This is a genomic window from Paraburkholderia sp. GW821-FHT02A12, from assembly GCF_059422005.1.
Window position 1 is genome coordinate 3,725,829 of sequence record NZ_JBWKWA010000001.1, and the last position, 17,568, is coordinate 3,743,396.

Here is a 17,568-nt window from a genome sequence, read left to right on the forward strand (position 1 = left end):
TAAACAACGACTACAAAGGGTTCAAGGAGGGGCGTCATGATCATCCACGACACCGTCGAGATCTCGTACGCGATGATTGCTTTCACGTGCCTTGGGCTGGTCCTGATTGGCGGACTGCTGGTCGCAATGCGGATGCGGCACAAGTATCATCCGAATCTTATCGGCGCCTTGATCGGCGCGATGCTGTGCTTCCTGCTGCTGGAAGCACTGCCGGCGCTCACGTAAGGCGGCGGGGCCACACGCGGCCGGCCAATGGCCGGCCCGGCGCGAGCGTTTTGCCGGGTAATGCACGGCGATGCCCGGCGCGGCTGTTTTTTTGCTCGCGGCAAAACGCATTCGATGAACCGTTCGTGGAGTTCAATTGCGCCCTTTCGCTTCGCCGGCGCTTCCCGCGCCGGTTCCGCCGCAAATTTCCCGTAGAAAATCCTCAACGCTCGGATAGCGCAGCCGCACGCGCAATTCCTCTTTGAGACGCCGGTTCACCAGCCGCCTCGACTCCCGCATGAAGGACAGCAAATTCGCCTCGATCTGCTGCTCCGCCGCCGCGCGCGTGATGCGCGGCGCGCGCTCGAGGCCGAACGCATCGGCCACCACGTCGAAGTACTCGCCCATTTTCAGCGACGTGTCGTCGGACGCGTGGATCACACGCGCCAGCCGGCCGTGCGTGCACATGCGCACCAGAATCGCGGCGAGATCGTCGGCGTGGATGTGGTTGGTGTAGACGTCTTCGGCATCGATCAGAGCCGGCGTGCGCTTGTCGAGCCGTGCCAGCGGCAGACGGTTGCCGGCATAAATGCCCGGAATCCGCGCAATGCTTGCCGCGATCGCGCCCCGGGCCGTCGCGTGCCGCAGTTGCCGCTCGGCCGACACGCGGCGCTTCGCACGCGGATTGGCGGCTTGCAGCGCGCGCGTTTCGTCGATCCATGCGCCGCCGCAATCGCCGTAGACGCCCGTCGTGCTCGCATATACCAGCCGCACGGGCGTGCGCAAACCGGCGGCTCGCCGCACCCCGTCGGGTACAATATTGGCTGCTTCAGATTCCATCCACGCAGCACGAACGCGGCGCTGCCGTGCCACCGGCATGACGGTGTCACGCGCGGCACGCAAGACACGAGGGCCACGAGCGCTCAGCGTCGCAAGTAAGGCACGGGTGCGGCGGTCGTCGTCCCCGGTCTTTTGCGGCGGCGCGAGATGCAGCACGGTCGGCGCGAGACCCGCGAGCCGCTGCAGGCTGCGGCGCGCGTCGAGGTCGCCGACCAGCGGCGTCACGCCCGCGGCGCGCAATTCGGCGCGGCGCCCGGCGTGGCTGGTCAGCGCGAAGACATGCGCGTGCGGTTCAAGCAGCGGCACGCAGCGCATGCCGACATCGCCGCAACCGACAATCAACACGCGCGGCCGGCGGAATTTTCGTGTCGCTTTCATGGTGGACGCATTGTAGCCGTCAAGCGCAGCAGGTACCGCGCAGTTGGCGCCGCGGGTTCGACAACGCGGGGCTGACAACGCGAGGCCGACAACGCGGGTCTGACAACGATTACCGACTTTTCGAATTCGAACACTCTATGGCATTTAACGTCACTCTCCGGCAAAGCGGCCGGCAGTTTCAGGTAGAACAGGACGAACCGGTGCTCAGCGCCGCCTTGCGCCAGGGCATCGGCCTGCCGTACGGCTGCAAGAACGGCGCCTGCGGTTCTTGCAAAGGCACTGTGGTCAGCGGCGAGATCGAGCAGCGTCAGCATTCGTCGTCCGCGTTGTCGAACGACGAGAAGACGCGCGGCATGGCGCTCTTCTGCTGCGCCACGGCTTGCTCCGATCTCGAAGTGGATATCCGCGAAGTAGCCGGTGTCGGCGACGTGCAGGTCAAGAAGCTGCCGTGCCGCGTCAACGCAATCGAGCGCAAGGCCGACGACGTCGTGGTGCTGAAGCTGCAACTGCCGGCTAACGAACGTCTGCAATATCTGGCCGGACAGTACCTCGAATTCATTCTGAAGGACGGCAAACGCCGCAGCTATTCGATGGCGAATGCGCCGCACGCGGAAGGCCCGATCGAACTGCACATTCGCCACATGCCCGGCGGCGCCTTCACGGATCACGTGTTCAACACGCTGAAAGAGCGCGACATCCTGCGCTTCGAAGCGCCGCTCGGCACCTTCTTCCTGCGCGAAGATTCGGACAAGCCGATCGTGCTGCTGGCCTCGGGCACCGGCTTCGCGCCGCTGAAGGCGATCGTCGAACACGCGGTGTTCAAGAACCTCGGGCGGCCAATGACGCTCTACTGGGGCGCGCGCTGCAAGAAGGATCTGTATCTGCTCGAACTGGCCGGGCAATGGGCGAAGGATATTCCGAACTTCAAGTTCGTGCCGGTGCTGTCGGAGCCGGACGCGAACGATGCGTGGACGGGCCGCGTCGGCTTCGTCCATCGCGCGGTAATCGAGGATCTGCCCGATCTGTCGGCGTACCAGGTATATGCATGTGGCGCCCCGGTGATGGTCGAATCGGCGCAACGCGATTTCACGCAGCATCATGGCCTGCCGGAAGACGAGTTCTATGCGGATTCGTTTACCAGCGCGGCGGATCTGGCGAACGCGGTTTGAGGGGCTGCGCGGCCCGATCTCACGACCATGCGATCGAGCCGTTCCCGAGCAACATGTCAGCGATAAGACGGATGCGCAAAATCCGCCTTATCGCGAATCTGTGCAAATTCATGGTTTACACCATCGCACGCGATGTCGTATTCTTTCGCGCATGAACCGCATCCAATCCGAACTCCGACGTCGCCGCTCGCCGCTCCCCTAGGGACGCCGCCGGCTTCGTCACGGATTCGCGCCACACAAAGGCGCAAGCTGTTCGAATCATGAAAGCCACGGCATGCCGTGGCTTTTTTGTTTGCTTTTTCGTTTCCCCCGGCCCTTGTTTCACTTTGGCCAAACCTTCATTCACCCTTGACCCCGCCGTCTGGAGCCTGCCGTCATGAATTTCAATGAGTACCCGATCGAGTCGCTGATGTACATCACAAACCGGCCCGAAATCGTTTTCACGCACGGCAAGGGTTCGTGGCTCTATGACAATAACGGCAAGCGATATCTGGACTTCATCCAGGGCTGGGCGGTCAATAGCCTCGGCCACTGCAACGACGGCATGATCGAAGCGCTGAACAAGCAGGCGCAACTGCTGCTCAATCCGTCGCCCGCGTTCTACAACGCCCCGATGGCGCAACTCGCCGGTTTGCTCACGCAGCACAGCTGCTTCGACAAGGTGTTCTTCGCCAACAGCGGCGCCGAAGCGAATGAAGGCGCGATCAAGCTCGCGCGCAAGTGGGGCAAGAAATTCAAGGACGGCGCGTTCGAAATCATCACGTTCGATCACAGCTTCCACGGCCGCACGCTCGCGACGATGTCGGCAAGCGGCAAGCCGGGCTGGGACACCATCTACGCACCGCAAGTGCCGGGCTTCCCGAAGGCGGATCTGAACGACATCGCATCGGTGGAAAAGCTCATCAACGCGAACACCGTCGCGGTGATGCTCGAGCCGATTCAAGGTGAAGGCGGGGTGATTCCGGCCACGCGCGAATTCATGCAGCAACTGCGCGCGCTGACCAAACAGCACAACCTGCTGTTGATCGTCGACGAAGTGCAAAGCGGCTGTGGCCGTGCAGGCACCTTGTTCGCGTATGAACTGTCGGGCATCGAGCCGGACATCATGACGCTCGGCAAGGGCATTGGCGGCGGCGTGCCGCTCGCGGCACTGCTGGCAAAGGCCGAAGTCGCCGTGTTCGAAGCGGGCGATCAGGGCGGTACCTACAACGGCAATCCGCTGATGACCGCGGTCGGCTATTCGGTGATCTCGCAACTGACGGCGCCGGGTTTCCTCGAAGGCGTGCGCGCGCGCGGAGAGTATCTGCGCACGAAGCTGCTGGAGCTGTCGGAAGAACGCGGCTTCAAGGGCGAACGCGGCGAAGGTCTGCTGCGGGCATTGCTGCTCGGCAAGGACATCGGCAACCAGATCGTCGAAAAGGCGCGTGTCATGCAACCCGACGGCCTGCTCCTGAACGCGGCGCGTCCGAACCTGCTGCGCTTCATGCCGGCGCTGAACGTCACGAACGAAGAAATCGACCAGATGATGGCGATGCTGCGTTCGATTCTCGACACGCTGTAACCGCTCGGAGCGCACGCATGACGACGGCCGCAACGCTATCGATCCGCCGTTTCGACGCGCGCGACACCGATGCCGTGGTCGCGCTGTGGCAACAGGCATTCCCCGAGTACCGGGACGTGACGAAGCCGCAGCGCAATCCGCATCTGTCGATCGCCAACAAGCTGGCGACGCAACCGGAACTGTTCTTTGTCGCCACGCTCGGCGAGCGAATCGTGGGCACGGTGATGGGCGGCTACGACGGGCACCGGGGATGGTTGTATTCGCTTGCGGTGGATGCTTCGTTGCGCCGGCATGGCATCGGCACGCGTCTCGTCGCGCATGTCGAACAAGCGCTGACCGAACGCGGATGCCCTAAGCTGAATCTGCAGGTGCTGTCCGCGAAGGCCGACGTGCGCGCGTTTTATGAAGCGCTCGGTTATCGCACCGACGAAGTGATCAGTCTCGGCAAGCGCCTGGGTGAAGTGGCTGCGTCGGCGGCTTGAGCCCTGGACGCTCTCGAAAGTGAAAAAGGCCGCATGCGAATACGCATGCGGCCTTTTTCATCGGCACAGCAAACTTACGTCAGCTTGCTCACGCACCCTGGTTATTCACCTGCTTATTCACCCAGATACGCTGCCCGCACCTTCGGATCATCCAGCATCTGCTTGGCGTCGCCGGACATCGTGACCAGACCCGAGTCCATCACGTAGCCGCGGTTCGCCGCCTGCAACGCGAGACGCGCGTTCTGCTCGACCAGCAGCACGGTCATGCCTTCCGCCGAGATCGACCGCACCACTTCGAAGATCTTCTCGACCATGATCGGCGACAGACCCATCGACGGTTCGTCGAGCAACAGCAGCTTCGGCTTGCTGATGATCGCGCGCGCCATCGCCAGCATCTGCTGCTCGCCGCCCGAGAGCGTGCCCGCGTACTGCATCGCACGTTCCTTCAGGCGCGGGAAAAAGCCGAACATGCGATCGACGTCCGCCTTGATGCCGTCCGTATCGTTACGCAGATAAGCACCCATCTGCATGTTCTCGACGATCGACATGCGCGCGAAAATACCGCGGCCTTCCGGCACCATCGCCAGACCGCGCTTGAGCAGCTCGTGCGCCGGGATGCCCTTGATCGACTGGCCCATGTACTCGATGTCGCCTGCCGAGTACGGCTTGAGACCCGTGATCGCCTTCATCGTCGTGGTCTTGCCCGCGCCGTTCGCGCCGATCAGCGTCACCAGTTCGCCCTGCGCGACTTCGAGGTCGATACCCTTGACTGCCTGAATGCCGCCGTAATTGACCTGCAGGCCCTTGATTTTCAACATTGCCGTAGCCATCAGTGGACCCCCGCACCCAGATAAGCCTCAATCACCTTCGGGTCCTTCTGCACGTCATGCGGCAGACCCTGGGCAATCACCTTGCCGTAATCGAGCACTGTCATCTGATTGCACAGGCCCATCACCAGTTTCACGTCGTGTTCGATCAGCAGGATCGTACGGCCGTCGCTGCGGATCTTGTCGAGCAGCTTGGTCAGCTCGACCTTCTCGGTCGCGTTCATGCCGGCGGCCGGTTCGTCCAGCGCCAGCAGCTTCGGATCGGTCGCCAATGCGCGGGCAATTTCCAGACGACGCTGGTGACCATACGACAGGTTGCGCGACGTGTAGTCCGCGTACTGCGCAATGCCGACGTACTCCAGCAGTTCGACCGCGCGCTCCTTGATCTCGCGCTCTTCGCGGCGCTCGGACGGCGTCTGGAACACCGCGCCCAGCAGACCGTGCTTCGTACGCACGTGGCGCCCGACCATCACGTTTTCCAGCGCGGTCATACCGCCGAACAGACGGATGTTCTGGAACGTACGGGCAATCCCCGCCTTCGCCACCTGGTACACCGCGGTCGGCGTGTAGTTCATGCCGTCCAGCTTGAATTCGCCGGAGTCCGGCGTATACAACCCCGTGATCACGTTGAAGAACGTGGTCTTGCCCGCGCCGTTCGGGCCGATCAGGCCGTAGATCTGGCCTTCCTGGATTTCGAGGCCGACATCGGCCAGAGCCTGCAGGCCGCCAAAGCGCTTGTTCACGCCCTTCACCGACAGTCGGATTTGCTTATCACTCACATTAGCGCTCATATCATTTCTCCTGTCAGGCCTCAGGCACGCACCGGCTTCTTGCTGGCGCGCTTTGCCAGTTTTGCAATCTTGTCCTCGTGCTTCGGCGACGGCCACAGGCCTTCCGAGCGGTACAGCATGATGAGAACCATTGCGAGACCGTACAGCAACTGACGGATCACTTCCGTATCGACGATTTCATGGCCGAAGACCGCGTTTTGTAGCGGACCCATCGTCGAACGCAGGAATTCGGGGAACACGGCAAGCAGCACCGCACCGAGAATCACGCCCGGAATATGGCCCATGCCGCCCAGCACCACGCAGGCCAGCACGACGATCGATTCCCAGAACGTGAACGATTCCGGCGACACAAAGCCCTGGAACGAGCCAAACATCGCGCCGGACAGGCCGCCGAACGACGCGCCCATCGCGAACGCGAGCAGCTTCACGTTGCGGGTGTTGATGCCCATCGCCTTCGCCGCGATTTCGTCTTCGCGGATCGCAGCCCATGCGCGGCCGATACGCGAATGCTGCAGACGCGTACAGGTCCAGATCACCAGCAGCGAACACAGCACGAACAGGTAGTAGTACATGTACACCGACGGGAACGAGAACCCGAGGAACGTGTGGGTCTGCGCGAGGCTGAAGCCGCCTGCCGACACCGGAGCAATGCCGGTGATCCCCTTCGGCCCGTTCGTGATGTTGACCGGACGGTCGAGGTTGTTAATGAAGATCCGCACGATTTCCCCGAAGCCCAGGGTCACGATCGCGAGGTAGTCGCCACGCAGACGCAAGGTCGGCGCGCCGAGCAGAATCCCGAACATCGCGGCGAGCGACATGGCGATCGGTACGATGAGCCAGATCGGCACGTGCAGCCCGTTCGGCGCCAGATGCGCGATCCACTCGAACTGCGTCGCGAGGTGCGGCGAACTCAGCAATGCCGCCGTGTAAGCGCCGATCGCGTAGAACGCGATGTAGCCCAAATCCAGCAGGCCGGCGAAGCCGACCACCACATTGAGGCCCAGCGCGAGCATCACGTACAGCATCGCGAAGTCGAGCACGCGGACCCAGTAGTTGCCGCCGGCCGCGCCGATGATCATCGGCGCCGCGATCACGAAGATCGCGGTGATGACGCCGACGGTCAGCATCTTCGTCAGGTTCTTCTCGGGAATGAGCGTCGTGGACGGCTCGATCGGTTGAATTGAGGTCATGTCTATTTGCTCCTTATGGCCCGGGATCAAGCGCGATCCGCAACACGTTCGCCCAGCAGGCCCGACGGACGGAATACCAGCACGATGATCAGCACGATGAATGCGAACACGTCCTGATAGTTACTGCCGAACACACCGCCCGTGAGGTTGCCGATATAGCCGGCGCCCAGCTGCTCGATGAGACCGAGGATCACCCCGCCCACCATCGCCCCGCCGAGGTTGCCGATGCCGCCTAGCACCGCTGCGGTAAAGGCCTTCAGGCCAGGGATGAAGCCCATATAGAAGTGTGCGTTGCCGTATTCGGACGCGATCATCACACCGGCCAGAGCGGCAAGCGCCGAGCCGATCATGAAGGTCGCCGAAATCACGAAGTTCGGGTTCACGCCCATCAGGCTCGCGACGCCCGGGTTCTCGGCGATCGCGCGCATCGCGCGGCCGAGCCTGGTTTTGTGCACGAGCAGCAGCAGACCGCCCATCACGAGGAACGCCACCACGATGATCACGATTTCAGTCATCGAGATCACGGCGCCCGGCGTCGTGTCGGTGGCCTTGATCACGTTGATCGGGTCAGTGGGCAACAGCTGCGGGAACGGCAGCGGATTGCGCGACCAGATCATCATCGCGAGGGTTTGCAGCAGGATCGACACGCCGATCGCGGTAATCAGCGGGGCGAGACGCGGTGCTTTACGCAACGGCCGGTAGGCCACGCGCTCGATCGTGTAGCCGACCAGCGAGCAAACCACTGCTGCGATGATCAACGCGATGACGAGCGTCGGCACGTTGCCGAGGCCGGGGAAGTGGTTCTGAAGCACGCCTATGGCGGAGAGCGCAACCATCGCGCCCACCATCAACACATCGCCGTGCGCGAAGTTGATGATGCCCAGGATGCCGTAAACCATCGTATAGCCCAGTGCGATGATGGCATAAACGCTGCCAAGCACCAGTCCGTTCAGGATCTGCTGGATGAAGATATCCATTTAATGCTCCTTAGCCCGTGCGGCTGGATTCGCGCTCTTCATCAGCCGGTGGGCGGTGATGCGTGACGGAATCTCAACGGCACTGCGGGTACTGATATAAAAGACCGGTAAGGGTTATCCGCTGCCCGGTTCGTCTTACGACTGGGGTGCAGTCGCGGACTCGCCGATAGCGGATGCAAAAACGGCACCGTTGGGTGGTTTCGGTGCCGTCAGGCGTAACGTCCCGTCATCACATCTTCACGACGTCGAGAACCGCTTTCTTGCCGTTCTTGAAGTCGTAAAGCGTAATGGCGCCCTCTTTCAAATCACCCTTGTCGTCGAACGCGATGTGGCCGATTACCCCGTTGTAATCGGTGGACGGCATCGCAGCCAGCACCTTGGGCGCCTCGATCGAATTAGCGCGCTTCATTGCATCGACAATCACGTACACAGCGTCATACGTGAACGGCGCGTAAATCTGCACCGGCGTGTGGAAGCGGTCCACGTACTTCTTTTCGAAGTCCGCTCCCTTGTCCATTTTCGAAAGCGCGACTCCCGCCTCCGAACAGACCAGGTTTTGCACGGCGGTTCCCGCCAGCTCAACCACCTTGTCGGTACACACGCCGTCGCCGCCAAGGATTTTTGCCCTGATACCGAGCGCCGCCGCCTGTTTGGTAAACGGCCCGCCCGTCGCGTCCATACCGGCGAACATGATCACGTCCGGCTGAACACGCTTGATCTTCGTAAGGACGGCTTGAAACTCCGTAGCCCTGTCATTCGTCGCTTCACGCGTGACGATCTTCGCCCCGCTCGCCTGTATCGTCTTCGCGAACTCGTCGGCCAGTCCCTTGCCGTACACGGTCGAATCGTCGACGATCGCGATGCGTTTCGCGCCAAGCACTTTCGTCGCGTAGTTGGCCAGCGCCGGGCCCTGCTGGGCATCGGTCGCGACCACCCGATAAGTTGTCTTGAAACCTTGCTGCGTATACCCCGGATTCGTCGACGACGGCGAAATCTGCACGATGCCGGCGTCGCTATAGATCTTCGAGGCCGGAATCGAGACACCCGAATTCAGGTGCCCGACCACGGCGACGACATGATCGTCGACGAATTTTTCAGCGACCGCCGTTCCCGTTTTCGGATCCGCCGCGTCGTCTTGCGCGTCGAGCTGCAACTGGATCTTGTGACCGTCGATGGTCAAGCCCTGCGTGTTGATTTCCTCGACCGCCAGACGCGCGCCGTTTTCATTGTCCCTGCCAAGATGCGCAATGCCGCCCGTTAATGGGGCCGCATGACCGATTTTCACGACAGTCGCTTCGCTCGTCGGCGCTGCTGCCGCCACGACAGCCGATGCACCCGCGCCCGCCTCGCTTTCCTGCTTCTTGCCGCACGCGGTCAACATCGCAACCGCGGTCGCGATGGACACGGCGTAAGCAAATTTGACTCGCATTAAGTAGGTCTCCTGCGCCTTGCAAAATCCATTGTTCGGGACCCGGAGGCCTTGAGAACGCGCGCATTGTAACTCCAATTATGCGACGCGCAATATTGTTGAACCGGTGGGGTTTTCCTGCATTGCAACCTTATTTTGAGAGCGAAATCCATCAAAAGGCGCAACCCGGTTGCGACTGTTTTTCGTGCATCAGTTGCACCACCCTCGCGCCCAATCGCATCAAGTGTTGCGGCTCTCCGGCGCGATGCCTGATTTCATCGCGGTTCGCGTTAAGTATTACGTTTCCGTTGATATCGACGCATACGCACTATTTTAGTGCGCCAAAAATCGGTGTGATCGTTTTGACGCCATAAAATGGGGACCCATCGAAGCCGGATTCAATAAAAACGCGATCACAATTCAAAATAATTTGTGTGTGGCGGCACCGGAATTGCCACTTTTTGTTGATCTGGCACTTTATTTTTAGAGGAAGCGCCATCTTGCAGGCGTAAAAAAAGCGCGCCCTTGGGCGCGCTTTTCTTTCAGAAGTGTTGCCGGATCGTCAGGCAGGCAAGCCTAGTCCGCGCGGCAGCGGAAACGCGATGTTTTCCTCGATGCCGTCGAGCGCGCGCACGTTGCGCACGCCAAGCTCCCGCAACCGGCCGATTACCGCCTGCGCCAGCGCCTCGGGCGCCGAGGCGCCCGCCGTCACGCCGATCCGGCGTTTGCCTTCGACCCAGACCGGATCGATCTGGTCCGGCGAGTCCACCATATAGGAGGGCACGCCGAGCTTTTCGGCCAACTCGCGCAAGCGGTTCGAATTCGAACTATTCGGGCTGCCGACCACGATCACGACGTCGCATTGCGGCGCCATGAACTTCACCGCGTCCTGGCGGTTCTGCGTGGCGTAGCAGATGTCCTGTTTCTTCGGTTCGCGGATCGCCGGGTATTTCGCCTTCAAGGCGCCGATGATCTCGGCCGCATCGTCGACCGACAAGGTAGTTTGCGTGACGAACGCGATCCGCTCGGGATCGGCGAGCGTCAATGCCTGCACGTCCTCGATGTCTTCCACGAGATGCATGCCCTCACCGGCCTGGCCCATCGTGCCCTCCACTTCCGGGTGCCCCTTGTGGCCGATCATGACGATGTCGAAGCCGTCCTGGCGCATCTTCGCGACTTCGATATGCACTTTGGTGACGAGCGGACAGGTGGCGTCGTACACCCTCAGGCCACGCGATTCCGCCTCGGCACGCACCGCTTTCGACACGCCGTGAGCGCTGAAAATGACCGTATTGCCGGCCGGCACTTCTTCAAGCTGCTCGATGAAGATTGCGCCCTTTTTGCGCAGATCCTCGACGACGTAGGCGTTATGGACGATTTCGTGGCGCACGTAGATCGGCGAGCCGTGCAGCTTGATGGCGCGCTCGACGATTTCGATGGCCCGGTCGACGCCGGCACAGAATCCACGCGGCTGCGCCAGCAGGATCTCGGTTTCGGCAAGAGTCGTATCCGTGATGCTCATGTTTACAGAATCCCGATGATTTTCACTTCAAACGCCAGCGCCTGGCCGGCAAGCGGGTGATTGAAATCGAACAGGGCCGACGTTTCGCCGACTTCCTTCAGGACGCCGGCGTAGCGGCCGCCGCCCGGCGCGTTGAATTCGATCAGATCGCCTGGCGAAAAATCCTCCCCGATCATGCTGTTCTCACGCAGCGTAGCCAGCGACACACGCTGGATCAACTCCGGATTGCGCGGGCCGAACGCCTGACCCGGCGCTAGCTGAAAGGTCGAATGGTGGCCGACCTTCAATCCCAGCAGAATATCTTCCAGCGGCGGCGCGAGTTGGCCGGCCCCGAGCAGCAGCGTAGCCGGCTTGTCGGTAAACGTATTGATGACTTCGGCGCCATCGGCAAGGGAAAGCCGGTAGTGAAGCGTCACATGTGAACCGGGTTTCACTTCGGAAATGTCGATGATGCTCATGCAGTGCTCGCTCAGTCGAAGCGCGCTGCACGCGTGCGCCGCGGGCGCAGTCGACGCGTGTGGCAAACCGTCGGGGTGCCGTGCGCAAAACGCTTATTGTAAGCCACATGGCGGGCGGCGGCTTGGGTCTGTCGCGCCCCCCGGAGTCGCGGGCACCACCTGCCGCCACAAACCCAAACAGCGAGGACCAGTATATGGACGATTGCACCTGCACGATATACGAAACGCCGCCCAAACCGGCCACGCCCGAGGCCGGGACGCCGGCTGCCGGGACGCCGGCCGCCGGGACGCCTGCTGCCGCGACGCGGGAACCGGCGTTGCCGGGAACGCCGTCTGGAGCGCGTGGCGCAGCGGCCGCCGCGGATGCAGGTACACCCGCGCCTCGCCCGCCTGCAAGCGGCAAATGGCGCAAAAGCGACATGCCGCGGGAGCGGCTGTTCAACGCAGGGCCCGGCGCGCTGTCCGACGCCGAAATGATCGCGCTAGTGCTCGGCTCGGGCCTGAGGGGCCACAACGTGTTCGACGTCGCGCGCACGCTGCTCGACCGCTTCGGCTCGCTGCGCGCGATGCTCGATGCAAGCCACACGGACTTCGACGGCCTGCGCGGCATCGGCCCGGCAAAAAAGGCGCAGTTGCTCGCCATCATGGAAATGGCGCGGCGCTCGCTGATCGACAGAATGCGTACGCGCTCGCTCATGGACTCGCCCGAAGCCGTGCGGGACTATCTGCGCCTGCTGATCGGCGGCCGTCCACACGAGGTCTTCGTGTCGCTCTTTCTCGACGCGCGGCACCGGCTGATCCGTTGCGAGGAAAGCGCGCGGGGCACGCTCACGCGCATGGCGGTCTATCCGCGCGAGATCGTGCGGCGAGCGCTGAGCCTGAATGCAGCCAGCCTGATCGTCGCGCACAATCACCCTTCCGGCGCCGTCCAGCCGAGCGCGAGCGACTGCCGGCTGACGCACACGCTGCGCGACGCCCTGGCGCTGATCGACGTGCAATTGATCGATCACCTCGTGATCGGCGCCGATCACACGTACTCGTTCGCCCGCGCCGGCTGGCCGTGACGGGGCCTGAGTCAAGACTATGAAAGCACGGCGCCATATCCAGCGTCGCAAATAAGGTTTGATTTTGCGGCTTTTTTTCTGCTAGAATTCCGGTTTGCCTATTTCCAACCCCCTGTTCCGAAGCCACCAAGGCCTTCTGGAAAGGAAAAGCGACTGAAGTTTCAAAAACTTAAGCGCGGTTCTTTCCGGGAAACTTTCACGGCGTTCGAACTCAGAATTAGCGTATTAGGAGTGCTCTCATGGCACGCGTATGCCAAGTAACTGGGAAAGCGCCGATGAGCGGCAACAACGTTTCCCACGCGAACAACAAAACCAAGCGCCGGTTCCTGCCGAACCTGCAAAACCGCCGCATTTGGGTGGAAAGCGAAAACCGTTGGGTGCGTCTGCGCGTTTCGAACGCCGGCCTGCGCCTGATCGACAAGAACGGTATCGACGCTGTGCTCGCAGATCTGCGCGCACGCGGTGAAGCCTAAGGAGTAAATCATGGCGAAAGGCGCACGCGACAAGATCAAGTTGGAATCGACCGCAGGCACGGGTCACTTCTACACGACGACGAAGAACAAACGCAACATGCCGGAAAAGATGCTGATCAAGAAATTTGATCCGGTCGTCCGTAAGCACGTTGAGTACAAGGAAACCAAGATCAAGTAAATCTTGGCTCCTGCCTGGCGAAGGCAAAAGACATGCAAAAAAGCCTCGCATTCGTGCGAGGCTTTTTTGTTTTTGGCGCGCCCAGTGTCTCGCCTTTGCCGTCTTTGTCCGCCGCTTAACAGCGCTTTATCGCTTAAGACAGTCTTAGGTCCATCAGCCAGCTTTCCCTCGCCCGCCGCGGCGCGTATCCTTTCTCGTTTATCGGCGAGCGGATGGCGCGCCGTCATGGCAAAACGAAAGACGGAGATGCAGGCGATGGAATTCGATGTGGCGATTGTCGGAAGCGGTCTGGCGGGCTTGAGCGTCGCGCTCAATCTCGCGGAGACACGGCGGGTTGCGGTGGTCGCCAAGCGATCGATGACCGAAGGCGCGAGCGACTGGGCTCAAGGCGGCATCGCCGCGGTGCTGGATTCGACGGACAGCATCGAAAATCACGTGCGCGACACGCTGATCGCCGGCGGTGGCCTGTGCGACGAAGCGGCCACCCGCTTCATCGTCGAACACGGGCGCGCGGCAATCGAATGGCTGATCGCGCAAGGCGTGCCGTTCACCAAAGACGACGCCGCCGAACTCGGCTTTCATCTGACACGCGAAGGTGGTCATAGCCATCGGCGGATCATTCATGCGGCGGATGCCACGGGGCATGCGGTGGTCGCCACGCTCAGCGAACGCGTGCGCAGTCACCCGAACATCACCCTGCTCGAAGACCACTACGCGATCGATCTGATCACGTCCGACCGCCTGGGTTTGCCGGGCCGCCGTTGCCACGGTTTGTACGCGCTCGATCTGCAAAGCGGCCGCACTGTAACGATCGAGGCGCCGCACACCGTGCTCGCCACCGGCGGCGCAGGCAAGGTCTACCTGTACACCACCAATCCCGACACCGCGACCGGTGACGGCATTGCGATGGCCTGGCGCGCCGGTTGCCGCGTGTCGAACATGGAGTTCATCCAGTTCCATCCAACCTGCCTGTTCCACCCGTACGCCAAGTCCTTCCTGATTTCCGAAGCGGTACGCGGCGAAGGGGGCATCCTGAAACTTCCGGACGGCACGCGCTTCATGCCGAACCACGACGAACGCGCGGAACTCGCGCCGCGCGACATCGTTGCGCGCGCGATCGACTTCGAGATCAAGAAGCGCGGCATCGATTGCGTATATCTCGACATCAGCCACCAGCCGGCCAAATTCCTGCGCGAACACTTTCCGACGATTCTTGCCCGCTGCCTCGAATTCGGCATCGACATCACCAAAGAACCGATCCCGGTCGTCCCCGCCGCGCACTACACGTGCGGCGGCGTCGTAACCGATCTGGCGGGGCGCACGGATCTCGCGGGACTCTATGCAGTCGGCGAAACGTCTTGCACCGGCCTGCATGGCGCCAACCGGCTCGCCAGCAACTCGTTGCTCGAATGCCTCGTGATCGGACGGTCCGCGGCGCAGGCAATCGAGGAAGAGGGCTTCAGCGCCGCCGTCCATGCACCGCTGCCTGACTGGGACGAAAGCCGCGTATCCGATCCGGACGAAGAAGTGGTGGTTGCGCACAACTGGGATGAGTTGCGCCGGTTGATGTGGAATTACGTCGGGATCGTGCGCACGGACAAGCGGCTCACGCGCGCGAAACATCGGCTTGCGCTGCTGCGCGACGAGATCCACGAGTACTACGCGAACTTCAAGGTGAGCCGCGATCTGCTCGAATTGCGCAATCTGGTCGACGTGGCGTCGCTGATCGTCGACGGCGCGCGCTCGCGGCGCGAAAGCCGCGGCTTGCACTTCAGCCGCGACTGGCCGGCGACCCTGCCCAAAGCGCTGCCGACGGTTCTATCGCCGGAGCACGTGCGCAACCGCAACGTGTGATAGGTACGAGCTGACTAAAAAAGGCCATCGCGGATCAACCCACGATGGCCTTTCATTTGCGGGCGCAGCGCCTGGCTGCCACAGCGCTTGCACGCCGCTCAGACGATCCGCATCGAGTAATCCGTCGCGCGCACGTCCTTGGTCAACGCACCGATCGACACGCGATCAACGCCAGTTTCCGCGATGGTCCGCACCGTCTCGAAGTTCACGCCGCCAGACACCTCCAGCACCGCCCGCCCCGCCGTCATGCGAACCGCGTCACGCATCGCATCGAACGAGAAGTTGTCCAGCAGAATGGATTGCGCGCGATGCGCCAACGCGGTTTCCAATTGCGCCAGCGTCTCGACTTCGATCTGGATCGGCACACCCGCATTCAACGCAATCGCCGCATCCATCGCCGCGCCGACACCGTCGGCCGCCGCGATGTGGTTTTCCTTGATCAGGATGCCGTCGTACAAAGCAAGCCGTTGATTCGCGCCGCCGCCCACGCGGACCGCGTATTTCTGCGCGAGCCGCAAGCCCGGCAAGGTCTTGCGCGTGTCGAGGATGCGCGTTCGCGTGTGCGCGATCGCGTCGACATATCGGCGCGTTGCGCTCGCCACGCCCGACAGCAGTTGCAGGAAGTTGAGCGCGTTGCGTTCCGCCGTCAGCAACGCACGGACCGGGCCGCGCAGTTCGCAAACCGGCGTGTCTGCCGTCATCCGGTCACCTTCACGATAACGCCACCGCACGTCGATGCGCGGATCGACCTGGCGCATCACCGCGTTGAACCACGGTACGCCGCAGAGCACCGCATCTTCACGCACGATGATGCGTGCATCGCGCACGTCGTCCGCGGGCACAAGGCGGCCTGTCTGATCGCCGGCGCCGACATCTTCGGCCAGCGCGTCGGCGACATTGCGCGCCAATGCGGCATCGAACGCCGCGCCGTACTGCGCGTGGATTTCAGCGAACAGCGGCGATACTGCCTCGGCCTGACTGAGTTCAACCGCCCCCATTACGCCGCCCCCACGTTCGAATACAGTTGCGCGTCGCGCGCGAGATCGCCGCTCGCCTGTACGCGCTTCTTATGACGCGCGGCGAAGTCGAGCATCCGGTCGATCGGCACACGCGCCCGCTCGCCGATCGCACGATCGACGAAAATCTCGTTGTGGCCGCGCTCGAGCACGTCGGCCAGATTCACGAGGCCGTTCATCGCCATCCACGGGCAATGCGCGCAGCTCTTGCACGTCGCGCTGTTGCCCGCGGTCGGCGCCGCGATAAAGGTCTTGCCGGGCGCAGCGAGCTGCATCTTGTGGAGGATGCCGAGATCGGTCGCCACGATGAAATGCGTTGCGTCGAGCTTCTGCGCGGCGTCGATCAGCTGGGTTGTCGAGCCGACCACGTCCGCCTGCGCGACCACATTTGCCGGCGACTCCGGATGCACCAGCACTTTGGCGCCAGGATACTCGGCGCGCAGCAGATCGAGTTCGATGCCCTTGAACTCGTCGTGCACGAGACATGAGCCCTGCCACAACAACATATCCGCGCCGGTCTTGTTCTGAATGTAGCTGCCGAGGTGCCGATCCGGCGCCCAGATAATCTTTTCGCCGCGAGCATGCAGATCGGCGACGATTTCGAGACCGATCGACGACGTCACCATCCAGTCCGCGCGCGCCTTGACCGCCGCGCTCGTATTCGCATACACGACGACCGTGCGATCCGGATGAGCATCGCAGAAAGCCGAGAATTCATCGACCGGGCAGCCGAGGTCGAGCGAACAGGTCGCATCGAGGTCGGGCATCAGGATGCGCTTGTCCGGACTCAGGATTTTCGCGGTCTCGCCCATGAAGCGCACACCGGCGACCACCAGCGTTTGCGCCTCGTGGTCGCGGCCGAAGCGCGCCATCTCCAGCGAATCGGCGACGCAACCACCGGTTTCGTCGGCGAGCTCCTGCAATTCTGCATCGACATAATAGTGCGCGACGAGCACGGCTTTCTCACGCGCAAGCAACGCGCGAATACGCGCCTTCAGCGCCACCTTTTCTTCCGCCGACGGCGTGACGGGCACCTTCGCCCACGCCTGCCCGATCCCGCAGGTGTTGCCCTGCGCCTGTGGCCGGTCGTATTCGACGGCCCTGATCGCCTGCTGATCCATGATCCCCTCTGCCTTCGCTCTGCCGCCGCGCCCTGTCAATCGCTGTCCATCGCGA

General features: G+C 62.2%; 17 protein-coding genes and 1 pseudogene. 8 read left to right on the forward strand and 10 right to left on the reverse strand.

Going from position 1 to position 17,568, the window contains the following annotated elements; genetic code table 11:
- The first annotated feature begins 36 nt into the window (after positions 1 to 36).
- Entirely contained in the window at positions 37 to 225 is a 189-nt protein-coding gene (locus tag AC07WT_RS17070; RefSeq protein WP_492590540.1) for a hypothetical protein, read from the forward strand.
- A 132-nt stretch (positions 226 to 357) separates the two neighbouring features.
- Here AC07WT_RS17070 and AC07WT_RS17075 read toward each other — a convergent pair whose 3' ends face one another.
- Positions 358 to 1,422 carry an NAD-dependent epimerase/dehydratase family protein gene (locus tag AC07WT_RS17075; RefSeq protein ID WP_494947862.1) on the reverse strand — a complete coding sequence of 355 codons (1,065 nt, stop codon included), beginning with the start codon at positions 1,420 to 1,422 and terminating at the stop codon, positions 358 to 360.
- A 137-nt stretch (positions 1,423 to 1,559) separates the two neighbouring features.
- Between AC07WT_RS17075 and AC07WT_RS17080 the strand changes: the two genes are divergently transcribed.
- The 3 genes and pseudogenes from AC07WT_RS17080 to AC07WT_RS17090 all read left to right on the forward strand — a co-directional run.
- Complete coding sequence (locus AC07WT_RS17080; protein ID WP_494947863.1) at positions 1,560 to 2,591, forward strand: CDP-6-deoxy-delta-3,4-glucoseen reductase; 1,032 nt, start codon at positions 1,560 to 1,562, stop codon at positions 2,589 to 2,591.
- A gap of 376 nt (positions 2,592 to 2,967) precedes the next feature.
- The gene (locus AC07WT_RS17085) at positions 2,968 to 4,152 is read left to right on the forward strand and encodes an acetylornithine transaminase (RefSeq protein WP_494947864.1); all 1,185 of its coding nucleotides are present in this window, start codon (positions 2,968 to 2,970) and stop codon (positions 4,150 to 4,152) included.
- 11 nt (positions 4,153 to 4,163) lie between these two features.
- A pseudogene (locus AC07WT_RS17090) lies at positions 4,164 to 4,634 on the forward strand (GNAT family acetyltransferase); the annotation flags it as partial.
- A 113-nt stretch (positions 4,635 to 4,747) separates the two neighbouring features.
- Here the strand turns inward: AC07WT_RS17090 and AC07WT_RS17095 are convergent.
- From AC07WT_RS17095 to AC07WT_RS17125, 7 genes are all read right to left on the reverse strand, one after another.
- Positions 4,748 to 5,464 carry an ABC transporter ATP-binding protein gene (locus tag AC07WT_RS17095; RefSeq protein WP_494947865.1) on the reverse strand — a complete coding sequence of 239 codons (717 nt, stop codon included), beginning with the start codon at positions 5,462 to 5,464 and terminating at the stop codon, positions 4,748 to 4,750.
- A complete protein-coding gene (locus AC07WT_RS17100) occupies positions 5,464 to 6,252 on the reverse strand; it encodes an ABC transporter ATP-binding protein (RefSeq protein ID WP_492590535.1) in 789 nt (262 codons plus the stop codon). Before AC07WT_RS17100 ends, AC07WT_RS17095 begins: the two co-directional genes overlap by 1 nt.
- Before the next feature lie 20 nt (positions 6,253 to 6,272).
- Positions 6,273 to 7,442, reverse strand: a complete 1,170-nt coding sequence (locus AC07WT_RS17105; protein WP_492590534.1) for an ABC transporter permease subunit — start codon at positions 7,440 to 7,442, stop codon at positions 6,273 to 6,275.
- 26 nt (positions 7,443 to 7,468) lie between these two features.
- Positions 7,469 to 8,419, reverse strand: a complete 951-nt coding sequence (locus AC07WT_RS17110) for a branched-chain amino acid ABC transporter permease (RefSeq protein WP_492590533.1) — start codon at positions 8,417 to 8,419, stop codon at positions 7,469 to 7,471.
- A 229-nt stretch (positions 8,420 to 8,648) separates the two neighbouring features.
- Positions 8,649 to 9,848, reverse strand: coding sequence for a branched-chain amino acid ABC transporter substrate-binding protein (locus AC07WT_RS17115; RefSeq protein WP_492590532.1), 1,200 nt, complete (start codon positions 9,846 to 9,848; stop codon positions 8,649 to 8,651).
- Positions 9,849 to 10,389: 541 nt separating this feature from the next.
- Positions 10,390 to 11,349, reverse strand: a complete 960-nt coding sequence (gene ispH, locus AC07WT_RS17120) for a 4-hydroxy-3-methylbut-2-enyl diphosphate reductase (protein WP_115098826.1) — start codon at positions 11,347 to 11,349, stop codon at positions 10,390 to 10,392.
- A 2-nt stretch (positions 11,350 to 11,351) separates the two neighbouring features.
- On the reverse strand, positions 11,352 to 11,807 hold the full coding sequence (locus AC07WT_RS17125) for an FKBP-type peptidyl-prolyl cis-trans isomerase (RefSeq protein WP_115098827.1): 456 nt from the start codon (positions 11,805 to 11,807) through the stop codon (positions 11,352 to 11,354).
- A gap of 194 nt (positions 11,808 to 12,001) precedes the next feature.
- On the opposite strand from AC07WT_RS17125, the gene radC reads away from it, so the two are divergent.
- The 4 genes from radC to nadB all read left to right on the forward strand — a co-directional run bounded on the left by radC (position 12,002) and on the right by nadB (position 15,376).
- Positions 12,002 to 12,871 carry a RadC family protein gene (radC, locus tag AC07WT_RS17130; protein WP_494947866.1) on the forward strand — a complete coding sequence of 290 codons (870 nt, stop codon included), beginning with the start codon at positions 12,002 to 12,004 and terminating at the stop codon, positions 12,869 to 12,871.
- 239 nt (positions 12,872 to 13,110) lie between these two features.
- Positions 13,111 to 13,344 carry a 50S ribosomal protein L28 gene (gene rpmB / locus AC07WT_RS17135; protein WP_007180631.1) on the forward strand — a complete coding sequence of 78 codons (234 nt, stop codon included), beginning with the start codon at positions 13,111 to 13,113 and terminating at the stop codon, positions 13,342 to 13,344.
- Between the two features lie 10 nt (positions 13,345 to 13,354).
- The gene (rpmG, locus tag AC07WT_RS17140; RefSeq protein ID WP_007180630.1) at positions 13,355 to 13,522 is read left to right on the forward strand and encodes a 50S ribosomal protein L33; all 168 of its coding nucleotides are present in this window, start codon (positions 13,355 to 13,357) and stop codon (positions 13,520 to 13,522) included.
- A gap of 255 nt (positions 13,523 to 13,777) precedes the next feature.
- Positions 13,778 to 15,376, forward strand: a complete 1,599-nt coding sequence (gene nadB / locus AC07WT_RS17145) for an L-aspartate oxidase (protein WP_492590637.1) — start codon at positions 13,778 to 13,780, stop codon at positions 15,374 to 15,376.
- Positions 15,377 to 15,474: 98 nt separating this feature from the next.
- On the opposite strand, the gene nadC is transcribed toward nadB, so the two are convergent.
- Together nadC and nadA are read right to left on the reverse strand one after the other, a co-directional pair.
- Positions 15,475 to 16,374 (reverse strand): carboxylating nicotinate-nucleotide diphosphorylase, encoded by a 900-nt coding sequence (gene nadC, locus AC07WT_RS17150; protein ID WP_494947867.1) that lies wholly within the window; start codon positions 16,372 to 16,374, stop codon positions 15,475 to 15,477.
- A complete protein-coding gene (gene nadA, locus AC07WT_RS17155) occupies positions 16,374 to 17,513 on the reverse strand; it encodes a quinolinate synthase NadA (RefSeq protein ID WP_494947868.1) in 1,140 nt (379 codons plus the stop codon). Before nadA ends, nadC begins: the two co-directional genes overlap by 1 nt.
- Positions 17,514 to 17,568: the final 55 nt, after the last annotated feature.